General features: G+C 68.0%; 11 protein-coding genes. All 11 read left to right on the top strand.

Going from position 1 to position 9,267, the window contains the following annotated elements; all coding sequences use genetic code 11:
- Position 1: 1 nt before the first annotated feature.
- Positions 2-910 (top strand): sugar ABC transporter permease, encoded by a 909-nt coding sequence (locus MICNX66_RS13325; protein ID WP_187662258.1) that lies wholly within the window; start codon positions 2-4, stop codon positions 908-910.
- A 48-nt stretch (positions 911-958) separates the two neighbouring features.
- Positions 959-1,285: a PadR family transcriptional regulator gene (locus MICNX66_RS13320; RefSeq protein WP_187662257.1), complete on the top strand. Its 327-nt coding sequence runs from the start codon at positions 959-961 to the stop codon at positions 1,283-1,285.
- A 2-nt stretch (positions 1,286-1,287) separates the two neighbouring features.
- A complete protein-coding gene (locus MICNX66_RS13315; RefSeq protein ID WP_187662256.1) occupies positions 1,288-1,938 on the top strand; it encodes an HAAS signaling domain-containing protein in 651 nt (216 codons plus the stop codon).
- Positions 1,939-2,002: 64 nt separating this feature from the next.
- Entirely contained in the window at positions 2,003-2,155 is a 153-nt protein-coding gene (locus MICNX66_RS13310) for a hypothetical protein (RefSeq protein WP_177173821.1), read from the top strand.
- A gap of 113 nt (positions 2,156-2,268) precedes the next feature.
- A complete protein-coding gene (locus MICNX66_RS13305) occupies positions 2,269-3,384 on the top strand; it encodes an ABC transporter (protein ID WP_187662255.1) in 1,116 nt (371 codons plus the stop codon).
- A 71-nt stretch (positions 3,385-3,455) separates the two neighbouring features.
- Positions 3,456-3,884: a hypothetical protein gene (locus MICNX66_RS13300; protein ID WP_232089088.1), complete on the top strand. Its 429-nt coding sequence runs from the start codon at positions 3,456-3,458 to the stop codon at positions 3,882-3,884.
- Between the two features lie 49 nt (positions 3,885-3,933).
- Positions 3,934-4,581, top strand: a complete 648-nt coding sequence (locus MICNX66_RS13295; RefSeq protein ID WP_062765222.1) for a hypothetical protein — start codon at positions 3,934-3,936, stop codon at positions 4,579-4,581.
- A 227-nt stretch (positions 4,582-4,808) separates the two neighbouring features.
- Positions 4,809-5,177, top strand: coding sequence for a 30S ribosomal protein S12 (rpsL, locus tag MICNX66_RS13290; protein ID WP_018187369.1), 369 nt, complete (start codon positions 4,809-4,811; stop codon positions 5,175-5,177).
- Between the two features lie 5 nt (positions 5,178-5,182).
- Positions 5,183-5,653, top strand: a complete 471-nt coding sequence (gene rpsG / locus MICNX66_RS13285) for a 30S ribosomal protein S7 (RefSeq protein WP_017201608.1) — start codon at positions 5,183-5,185, stop codon at positions 5,651-5,653.
- Positions 5,654-5,749: 96 nt separating this feature from the next.
- Positions 5,750-7,864, top strand: a complete 2,115-nt coding sequence (fusA, locus tag MICNX66_RS13280) for an elongation factor G (protein ID WP_025102411.1) — start codon at positions 5,750-5,752, stop codon at positions 7,862-7,864.
- A 164-nt stretch (positions 7,865-8,028) separates the two neighbouring features.
- Positions 8,029-9,222, top strand: coding sequence for an elongation factor Tu (gene tuf, locus MICNX66_RS13275; RefSeq protein WP_025102410.1), 1,194 nt, complete (start codon positions 8,029-8,031; stop codon positions 9,220-9,222).
- The last annotated feature ends 45 nt before the right edge of the window (positions 9,223-9,267 follow it).

The following is a 9,267-nucleotide window of genomic DNA, read 5'->3' as shown; positions in this document are numbered from 1 at the left end:
CATGAGCACCGTCCGCAGCACCGCCACCGCCCGCCGCACCGCCCCGCCGCGTCGCTCGTTCGGCGCCTGGTTCGCCGACACCGGATGGCGCCACCTCGTCGCCATCGTGGTGAGCGCCTTCGCTCTCTTCCCGCTCCTGTACGTCGTGTCGGCGTCGCTCAACCCGCAGGGCACGCTCACCGGGTCGAACCAGCTCTTCTCGGCCATCGGGATCGACAGCTACGTGCGTATCCTCAGCGACCCGCAGAACCCGTATGGAACGTGGTTCCTGAACACCCTGCTCATCGCGGTCGTGACCGGAGCGGTGACGGTCTTCATCGGAGCCTGTGCGGCATATGCGTTCTCCCGCATGCGCTTCGCCGGGCGCCGCGTGGGACTGGTCACCATCGTCGTGGTGCAGATGTTCCCGCAGCTGCTCGCGGTCGTCGCGATCTTCCTGCTGATGTCGACGCTGGGGGACTGGTTCCCGGCGATCGGCCTGAACACGCATACGGGGCTGATCCTGGTGTACCTCGGCGGCGCGCTGGGCGTGAACACCTACCTCATGTACGGGTTCTTCAACACGATCCCGAAGGAGATCGACGAGGCCGCCCGCATCGACGGCGCGGGGCACGCGCGGATCTTCTTCACGATCATCCTGCGCCTGGTCGCCCCGATCCTCGCGGTCGTCGGTCTGCTCTCCTTCATCGGCACGGTGAACGAGTACGTGATCGCCAGCGTCATGCTGGTCGACGTGGATCAGCAGACCCTCGTCGTCGGTCTGACCAAGCTGGTGGCGAACCCCCGCTACGCCGACTGGTCGGCCTTCTCCGCCGGTGCGGTCATGGCGGCGATACCGGTGATGGTGCTCTTCCTCTTCCTGCAGAAGTACATCGTGGGCGGTCTGACCGCGGGGGCGACCAAGGGCTGATCTCGCACCGTTCGGTGCTAGCGTGCGTCACATGCTACCTTGTGAGGCATGACAGCTGACGTCGGGGCGCAGATGCGCAAAGGAGTGGTCGAGTACTGCGTGCTCGGCTTGCTCTCGCGTGAGCCCATGTACGGCTGGCAGCTGTCGGAGGCACTCACCGGAGCCGGGCTGATCGCCAGCATCGGCACGCTCTACCCGTTGCTCGGGCGCTTGCGGGACAACGGCTGGGTGACGACGTTCGACCGGCCGTCCGGAAGCGGTCCGGCGCGCAAGTACTACCGGCTCACGGATGCCGGTATCGATCAGCTCGCGCGCTTCCGGGCGCAGTGGGCGCCGTTCGCCCGTGCCGTCACGGGCATGGTGGGGGAAGGATGACCATGACCGAGAAGACCGCAGCCGAGTTGCGTGACGACTACCTGGCCCGGCTCGACGAGGCGATGCGCGGACTTCCGCACGGTGTCGCATCCGACATCCGTGGCGGGATCGCGGAGGAGCTCGACGGGCTCGACGCGGCAGCGACCGCGGAGCGGATCGACCGCCTGGGAGATCCGAGGGGGATCGCCCGCGAGGCGGAGGACGAGGTGCCGACCGCGCCGCCCCTCGTGCTCCCCGCGCCCGCCCCCGCGCCCTCGGCTCCGCGCACGCCGACGACCGCGACGCGGGGTTTCGCGATCGCGGCGGCGCTCACCCTGAGCTTCGGCGGAATCGTGGTGCCGGTCGTCGGCTGGTTCGTGGGCGCGGTGCTCGTGAGCCTCAGCCCGCTGTGGCGCACGTGGGAGAAGGCCGTCGCGATCCTGGTGCCCTTCGTCGCCACCGGGCTGTCCTTCCTGATCGCCTCGACGATGACCGGATTCTCCACCGGATCGGCGTCCGGCAGCTCGAGCGACGGCGACGTGATGTCGGAGGTGGTGAACCCGCTCGTCCCCGCTTTCGGCGAATGGCACCTCCTCCTCCTGCTGGGCGGACTGCTGGTACCGATCTCGGGACTCTGGCTGCTGTGGCGGATGCGCGGCCGCGGCACCCGCTGAGCGACACCACCTCGACGCGGCGTTGCTCCGCACCCGCGCGGGGGCTGGGGCCTACGGTGGGACCATGGCGCGAGTGGGGGGACGAAACCTCGGGATGAGCTGGTTCGCCGGCATCGTGTGCGCAGGGATCGTCGCCGGACTCGTCTGGCTCTCACTGCCGATGGTGCCGATCCTCGCGCAGTTCGCCGGGGACGCCCTCCGCAACACCTTCCCGTGAATCGCGCAGACCCGCGGAAGCACGCGTATGGCGACACGTCGGCACGCCTAAGGAAGCGTCGGGAGCCGCGGCGGTAATCTCGCACTGCACATCCCCGATGAGAGGCGCACCCCATGAGTGATCCCGAGGCTCGTCAGCCCGAGAAGTCGAACGACGTCGACGACGTCGTCGGCAGCGCGAACGCCGGTCTCGACGCCGCGGCGGCGGCCCGCGGAGATGTCCCCGGCCACGCCGACGACGCACGTGCGGATGACTCCCGCGCCGCAGACACCACCGCGGCCTCCTCCGAGCCTGCGGCCGACCAGGCCGCGACGCGTCAGGAGCCCGCCGTCGACCCCGATCTCGCCGCGTTCGAGGCCGCCGAGCGGGACCACCCCGGTACTTTCAGCTCCGCCGCCCCGGCGCCCTCGCGCACCGACGGCGACCGCTTCGACGCCGATGGCCGTGAGGCGGGCCTCCGCGACGCCGACCGCCGGGATGCCACCCCGGAGACCTCGCTGTACGCGACGCCGGAGACCTCGCTGTACTCCACGCCGAGCACTCCCGCGCACGAGGAGTCGGCCATGGCCGGCGCAGCCTACGCGTCGCACGCCGACGACACCGACACCAGGATCGTGCCGTCCGAGCCGCTCACGAACGGCGCGGCCGCCGCACCGCAGCAGCCGCAGCCGATCTTCGTGCAGGCACCGGAGCCGCCGCGCGAGCGCGGCAACCGGGGCACCGCCGGCGCGATCGGCCTGCTCGCCACCGTCGCCTTCGCGCTGCTCTACCTCGCCACCACGCTCGGCCTCGGCGCCCTCGCCGGCGACGTGAACGGGGAGAACATCGGCGAGGCGCTCGTCGCCCCGCTGCTCACCTGGGGGTTCTGGACCCCGGTGGTCGTGTTCTTCCTCGGCTTCTGGCTCCTCGGAGCCATCATCAACCGCGGCCGCTGGGGCCTGTGGGTGGTGTTCGGCATCGTCGTCGGGCTCATCGCCTACGCCGGGCACATCCTGGGTCAGCTCTTCGAGGCGCCCTTCTGGAAGCTCACCGCATCGCAGGGTCTCGAAGTCGCGGGGGAGCAGCTGTTGGCCCCGCTCGCCATCGCGGCCTTCGTCTTCGCCCGCGAGCTCACCATCTGGTTCGGCGCCTGGGTGGCCCGCAGCGGTGCCCGCAAGACCGAGCTGAACGAGGAGGCGCAGCGCGAGTACGAGCGCACCCTCGAGGCCGGTCCCACCCTGTCGAGGTAATCACGAACACCACCACACCGAACCCCCGCGGGCCCGAGTCCGCGGGGGTTTCGGCTGTCCTCGCGGCGGTGATGGCCACCATCGCCTTCTTCGCCCTCGCCGTCTTCGGTCTCGGTGCGCTGAGCGTCGCCACCGACCGGGACATCATCGGCGTTCCGGGTCTTGGCCAGGTGCCCGGGGTGTCGGGCATGGTCGCGGCCGTGGTGGTCTTCGCGCTCGTCCTCTGGGCGACGGTGCGACGAGGGCATGCCTCCTTCGGCTCTGCTCCGGTGATCGCCCTGCTCACGGCGCTGGTGCACCTGATCACCGTCTGGATCGCCGTGCTCGTCGCGACGAGCGATGTGGTCGTTGCCACGGCCGTCGCCGGCGACCTCGTCCGCGGTGGCGCGAGCATCGTGCTCCTCGCCGCGGCGGCGGTGGCGGCGTGGGGCGGCATCGCCCTCCGCCGGACGAGGTCGGCGCAGCCGCGATGGCCGTGGGAGCGCGACGAGGAGGGGTGACACCCCGCAAATCCGCACGGTGAGCGGCGACGCGCCGTACGCTGGTGGGGTGGAGCGCTCATTGGAGACGCAGGTCGACCAGGCCGTCGAGGCCTGGTTGCGCTGGGTGCCGCGCTGGGAGCCGGCGACGCACCGCGGCCGCACCGCGCCGTGCCGGCGCTGCCTCGGCTCGCCCATCCTCGCCGCCGCAGGCATCGCGGGCACCACGCCGCATGGCGTCCAGCACGGCCTGTCGACGCGCATCAAGACGATCGTGGACCACGCGGTCGCGGAGTACACCGCGCGCAACCTGCCGACCCTGCAGCGTGAACTCGATCAGCAGGCCGCGCGCAACCGGGCTCGCAGCTACCGGCCGACGGAGGACCTCGATCCCGAGTTCGAGGGCATGCCGCTGGATCCGGAGCCGGTGCCGGGCGCCCCCTTCCTCTTCACGATCGCCGGTCTCGCCGACGATTCGGCCGCCGAGTTGCCGCCCCTGCCCCCGCTGTCGGACGAGGCGAAGACCGCTCTGCGACAGGAAGTCGCCTTGGCGGACGAATACGCGAACCTCGTCGGGCGCGAGATCTGCGGGATCCTGCTCCGACACCGGATCACGATCCAGGCGGCGGTGTCGCGGCACGTCGAGCCGCAGATCGAAGCGCTCCTGGCCGAGCTCACGGAGTCGCTGGACTCGCCGTTCGACCCCGACATCCCCTGACTTCGGGCGGCGCCGCGGAGCGCGACCGTCATTTGACCGTCAGGTTACGCGGCATTACACTTGATCAGGTGTGTGCACGTCCTGACGTGCGCGCTGGGCGTCGGCACCTCGCCGGTCCGCCCCCACGGCATACCCACCACACCAAAAGCTCGTCGGTTCCGGCGTGCCGGTGGGTCATGATGTGAAACCCATCACGCTGTCACCGTGCAGCACTATGAGGAGAGAACGTGCCAACCATTCAGCAGTTGGTTCGCAAGGGTCGCTCGCCCAAGGTCACGAAGACCAAGGCGCCCGCGCTCAAGGCGAACCCGCAGCAGGCCGGGGTCTGCACCCGCGTCTACACCACCACCCCGAAGAAGCCGAACTCGGCGATGCGCAAGGTCGCTCGTGTGAAGCTCCGCAACGGGACCGAGGTCACCGCGTACATCCCGGGTGAGGGCCACAACCTGCAGGAGCACTCCCTGGTGCTCGTCCGCGGCGGTCGTGTGAAGGACCTCCCCGGTGTGCGTTACAAGATCGTCCGTGGTGCCCTGGACACCCAGGCCGTCAAGAACCGTAAGCAGGCTCGTTCCCGCTACGGCGCGAAGAAGGGTTGAGTTAGATGCCTCGTAAGGGTCCCGCCCCCAAGCGCCCCGTCGTCAACGACCCGGTCTACGGCGCACCGATCGTCACCTCGCTGGTGAACAAGATCCTCGTCGACGGCAAGAAGTCGCTGGCCGAGTCGATCGTCTACGGCGCCCTCCGCGGCGTCGAGGCGAAGAACGGCCAGGACGCCGTCGCCACCCTGAAGAAGGCGCTCGACAACGTGCGCCCCACGCTCGAGGTCCGCAGCCGCCGTGTCGGTGGCTCGACCTACCAGGTTCCGGTCGAGGTCAAGCCGCACCGTGCGAACACCCTCGCGCTGCGCTGGCTCGTGAGCTACGCCAAGGGTCGTCGTGAGAAGACGATGACCGAGCGTCTTCAGAACGAGATCCTGGACGCGTCGAACGGCCTGGGTGCCGCGGTCAAGCGCCGTGAGGACACCCACAAGATGGCCGAGTCGAACCGCGCGTTCGCTCACTACCGCTGGTAACCCCTTCGACGGGCTCAGGGACCCTTCCGCGTTCCTGGGCCCGTCGCACCCCCTCTTCGCAGTACACCTGCTGCTCCAATAGATAAGGACACTCCTGTGGCACAAGACGTGCTCACGGACCTGAGCAAGGTCCGCAACATCGGCATCATGGCGCACATCGATGCCGGCAAGACCACGACGACCGAGCGCATCCTGTTCTACACGGGCGTCAACCACAAGCTCGGCGAGACGCACGACGGCGCGTCGACCACCGACTGGATGGAGCAGGAGAAGGAGCGCGGCATCACGATCACGTCTGCCGCCGTGACCTGCTTCTGGAACAAGAACCAGATCAACATCATCGACACCCCCGGTCACGTGGACTTCACGGTCGAGGTGGAGCGCTCGCTCCGCGTCCTCGACGGCGCGGTCGCCGTGTTCGACGGCAAGGAGGGCGTCGAGCCCCAGTCCGAGACCGTGTGGCGTCAGGCCGACAAGTACAACGTCCCCCGCATCTGCTTCGTCAACAAGATGGACAAGCTCGGCGCGGACTTCTACTTCACGGTCGACACGATCATCAACCGCCTCGGCGCGAAGCCGCTGGTGCTGCAGCTCCCGATCGGTGCCGAGAACGACTTCGTCGGCGTCATCGACCTCGTCGAGATGCGTGCTCTGGTCTGGCCCGGCGACGCCAAGGGTGACGTGACCATGGGCGCCTCCTACGAGGTGCAGGAGATCCCGGCCGACCTCAAGGACAAGGCCGAGGACTACCGCCAGCAGCTGCTGGAGACGGTCGCCGAGACCGACGAGGAGCTTCTCGAGAAGTTCTTCGGCGGCGAGGAGCTCACCGTCGCGGAGATCAAGGGCGCCATCCGCAAGATGGTCGTCGCCAGCGAGATCTACCCGGTCCTCTGCGGCTCCGCCTTCAAGAACCGCGGTGTGCAGCCGATGCTGGACGCCGTCGTCGACTACCTCCCGTCCCCGCTGGACGTGCCCGCCATCGAGGCGCACGACCCGAAGGACGAGGAGAAGATCATCGAGCGTCACCCCGACGCGAAGGACCCGTTCGCGGCCCTGGCCTTCAAGGTCGCCGTGCACCCGTTCTTCGGTCGTCTGACGTACGTGCGCGTCTACTCGGGCGAGCTCGAGTCGGGTGCCCAGGTCATCAACTCGACCAAGGGCAAGAAGGAGCGCATCGGGAAGATCTTCCAGATGCACGCCAACAAGGAGAACCCGGTCGACAAGCTGACCGCCGGCAACATCTACGCCGTCATCGGCCTGAAGGACACCACCACCGGTGACACCCTCGCCGACATCGCGCAGCCGGTCGTCCTCGAGTCGATGACGTTCCCGGAGCCGGTGATCGAGGTCGCCATCGAGCCGAAGACCAAGGCCGACCAGGAGAAGCTGGGTCTCGCGATCCAGAAGCTCGCTGAGGAGGACCCGACCTTCCGCACGGAGCTCAACCCCGAGACCGGTCAGACGACCATCAAGGGTATGGGCGAGCTGCACCTCGACATCCTCGTGGACCGCATGAAGCGCGAGTTCCGCGTCGAGGCGAACGTCGGCAAGCCGCAGGTCGCGTACCGCGAGACGATCCGCAAGGCCGTCGAGAAGCACGACTACACGCACAAGAAGCAGACCGGTGGATCGGGCCAGTTCGCCAAGATCCAGTTCAACATCGAGCCGCTCGAGCTCGACGGCGAGAAGACGTACGAGTTCGTGAACGCGGTCACCGGTGGCCGTATCCCGCGCGAGTACATCGGCTCGATCGACGCCGGTTTCCAGGACGCCATGAACGTCGGTGTCCTCGCGGGCTACCCGATGGTGGGCGTCAAGGCGACCATCGTCGACGGTGCGGCGCACGACGTCGACTCCTCGGAGATGGCGTTCAAGATCGCGGGCTCCATGGGCTTCAAGGAGGCCGCTCGCCGTGCCAACCCCGTGCTGCTCGAGCCGCTGATGGCCGTCGAGGTCCGTACTCCGGAGGAGTACATGGGCGACGTCATCGGCGACCTGAACTCGCGTCGTGGCCAGATCCAGTCGATGGAGGACGCCGCCGGCGTCAAGGTCGTGCGCGCCGCGGTGCCGCTGTCCGAGATGTTCGGCTACATCGGCGACCTGCGCTCGAAGACCTCGGGCCGTGCCGTCTACTCCATGGAGTTCGACAGCTACGCCGAGGTCCCGCGCGCGGTGGCCGACGAGATCGTCCAGAAGGCCAAGGGCGAGTAATTCTTCTGGGAGCCCTGGGTCGCTGAGCCTGTCGACGCACCCGGGGTTCCCAGGTCACCTACAACTTCACATTCCCTCTCTACTAAACTGAGAACCTAACCCGTAGAGAACCGGTCGCAAACCAGTGCCCGGCACCTCTACAACGACGTCCTGAGGAGGACCCAGTGGCTAAGGCCAAGTTCGAGCGGACCAAGCCGCACGTCAACATCGGAACGATCGGTCACGTCGACCACGGCAAGACCACGCTCTCCGCAGCGATCTCGAAGGTGCTTGCCGACAAGTACCCGTCCGACACGAACGTGCAGCGCGACTTCGCTTCCATCGACTCGGCGCCGGAAGAGCGCCAGCGCGGTATCACGATCAACATCTCGCACATCGAGTACGAGACCCCGAAGCGCCACTACGCACACGTTGACGCCCCCGGCCACGCCGACTACGTCAAGAACATGATCACGGGTGCGGCGCAGATGGACGGCGCGATCCTCGTCGTCGCGGCCACCGACGGCCCGATGGCGCAGACGCGCGAGCACGTTCTGCTCGCCAAGCAGGTCGGCGTCCCCTACCTGCTCGTCGCGCTGAACAAGTCCGACGCGGTCGACGACGAGGAGATCCTGGAGCTCGTCGAGCTCGAGGTCCGCGAGCTGCTCTCGAGCCAGGGCTTCGACGGCGACAACGCTCCCGTCGTCCGTGTCTCCGCTCTCAAGGCCCTCGAGGGCGACGAGAAGTGGGTCGACGCGATCCTCGAGCTCATGCAGGCTGTCGACGACAGCGTTCCGGACCCGGAGCGTGACCGCGACAAGCCGTTCCTCATGCCCGTCGAGGACGTCTTCACGATCACCGGTCGTGGCACCGTCGTCACGGGTCGCGCCGAGCGTGGCACCCTGGCCATCAACTCCGAGGTCGAGATCGTGGGTCTGCGCCCGACGCAGAAGACGACCGTCACCGGTATCGAGATGTTCCACAAGCAGCTCGACGAGGCATGGGCCGGCGAGAACTGTGGTCTGCTCCTCCGCGGCACCAAGCGCGAGGACGTGGAGCGCGGTCAGGTCATCGTGAAGCCGGGTTCGGTCACGCCGCACACCAACTTCGAGGGCACGGCCTACATCCTGTCCAAGGACGAGGGTGGCCGCCACAACCCCTTCTACACGAACTACCGTCCGCAGTTCTACTTCCGCACCACGGACGTCACCGGCGTCATCTCGCTGCCCGAGGGCACCGAGATGGTCATGCCCGGCGACACCACCGACATGACGGTCGAGCTGATCCAGCCGATCGCCATGGAGGAGGGCCTCGGCTTCGCCATCCGTGAGGGTGGTCGTACGGTCGGCGCCGGTACGGTGACGAAGATCATCAAGTAAGCATCCGCTTCCTCGCAGAGGGGTCGAGCCTTCGGGCTCGGCCCC

The organism is Microbacterium sp. Nx66, from assembly GCF_904066215.1.
Classification (GTDB): domain Bacteria; phylum Actinomycetota; class Actinomycetes; order Actinomycetales; family Microbacteriaceae; genus Microbacterium; species Microbacterium meiriae.
This window is presented reverse-complemented; position numbering and strand designations above follow the sequence as displayed.

Excerpts from the sequence above, each read along its gene's own strand:
- MICNX66_RS13325 (WP_187662258.1), top strand. The coding sequence starts at position 2 with ATGAGCACCGTCCGCAGCACCGCCACCGCCCGCCGCACCGCCCCGCCG.
- MICNX66_RS13320 (WP_187662257.1), top strand. The coding sequence starts at position 959 with ATGACAGCTGACGTCGGGGCGCAGATGCGCAAAGGAGTGGTCGAGTAC.
- MICNX66_RS13315 (WP_187662256.1), top strand. The coding sequence starts at position 1,288 with ATGACCGAGAAGACCGCAGCCGAGTTGCGTGACGACTACCTGGCCCGG.
- MICNX66_RS13310 (WP_177173821.1), top strand. The coding sequence starts at position 2,003 with ATGGCGCGAGTGGGGGGACGAAACCTCGGGATGAGCTGGTTCGCCGGC.
- MICNX66_RS13305 (WP_187662255.1), top strand. The coding sequence starts at position 2,269 with ATGAGTGATCCCGAGGCTCGTCAGCCCGAGAAGTCGAACGACGTCGAC.
- MICNX66_RS13300 (WP_232089088.1), top strand. The coding sequence starts at position 3,456 with ATGGCCACCATCGCCTTCTTCGCCCTCGCCGTCTTCGGTCTCGGTGCG.
- rpsG (WP_017201608.1), top strand. The coding sequence starts at position 5,183 with ATGCCTCGTAAGGGTCCCGCCCCCAAGCGCCCCGTCGTCAACGACCCG.